We start from the raw sequence: 1,238 nt of genomic DNA, 5'->3' as shown, positions 1-1,238 counted from the left end.
TGTAGTGGTTCAATAAAACCGGACACCAACGTAGGTGGTAATATTGCCACCATAAGCGAGGTGTCTGATGACCAGGAAACGACGTACTTTTTCGCCTGAATTTAAGCAGGAAGCTGCCAGCCTGGTACTAGATCAAGGGTACAGCTATCCCCAAGCTTGTACCTCGTTGGGTGTCGGAGAAAGCGCCCTGCGACGCTGGGTTCACCAGCTTGCGGACGAGCGTCAAGGGGTAACGCCTAAGGGTAAAGCGTTAACCCCAGAACAGCAGCGTATTCAGGAGCTTGAGGCTCGCTGCAAACGCCTTGAGATGGAAAAAACCATCCTAAAAAAGGCTACTGCTCTCTTGATGTCGGACGACATGAATCGTACGCGCTGATAGACCAGTTGAGTGAGCAAATGCCTGTTGAAATGGTCTGTAACGCGTTTGATATTAGCCGCTCCAGTTACTACGAGTACCGCCAGCGGCGGGACCGCGTGAATGTTGAGCGTTTGGCCTTAAAGGCTCAGGTAAACCGCCTTTTCAAAAAGAGTCGCAGCTCAGCTGGCAGCCGCTCGATCAAGGGTTTGCTCAACGAAGAAGGCGTCACCATTGGTCGTTTCAAGGTTCGGCGTTTGATGAGCGAAATGGGGTTAATCTGTAAGCAGCCGGGCCCTCATGCTTACAAGCAGGCGCCCGTTGAGCGACCTGATATTGCGAACCATCTTGACCGCAAATTTACACCAGACCAGCCCAATCAGGTCTGGTGTGGTGACATCACCTATATCTGGAGTGGCCAGCGTTGGAGCTACCTGGCCGTTGTGTTGGATCTTTATGCTCGTCGTGTTGTTGGCTGGGCCATGTCGTCCAGTCCGGATGCAGGTCTTGTTGTGAAAGCGCTGGATCATGCCTGGGAACAACGTGGTCAGCCAAAGAGCGTCATGTTCCATTCCGATCAGGGTAGTCAGTATGCCAGCCGCAAGTTCCGCCAAAGACTTTGGCGCTATCGAATGAAACAAAGCATGAGCCGACGTGGCAACTGCTGGGACAACTCGCCGATGGAAAGGTTGTTCCGGAGCCTGAAATCGGAGTGGATACCGGCTTTGGGATATCGAAATCTACCTGAGGCCAAGAAAGACGTTAGTGGCTACCTGATGGGTTACTACAACCAGCAGCGCCCTCACTCATTTAACGATGGTATGCCTCCCGTTGTGGCTGAGGAAAATCTTAAATTACTGTCCGGTATTAGTTGACCACTACA

At 52.0% G+C, this 1,238-nt stretch carries 1 protein-coding gene; it reads left to right on the top strand.

From position 1 onward, the window contains the following. Positions 1-67: 67 nt before the first annotated feature. Positions 68-1,230 (top strand): IS3 family transposase gene (locus tag ACT3TJ_RS17930; RefSeq protein WP_193057450.1). Its coding sequence is split into 2 segments (ribosomal slippage): positions 68-323 and positions 323-1,230, totalling 1,164 coding nucleotides; the frame shifts between segments, so codons are not numbered across the junction. Positions 1,231-1,238 lie beyond the last annotated feature (8 nt).

It is taken from the genome of Halomonas sp. AOP30-A1-24, assembly GCF_052378165.1.
GTDB classification, from domain to species: Bacteria; Pseudomonadota; Gammaproteobacteria; order Pseudomonadales; family Halomonadaceae; genus Vreelandella; species Vreelandella citrativorans.
This window is presented reverse-complemented; position numbering and strand designations above follow the sequence as displayed.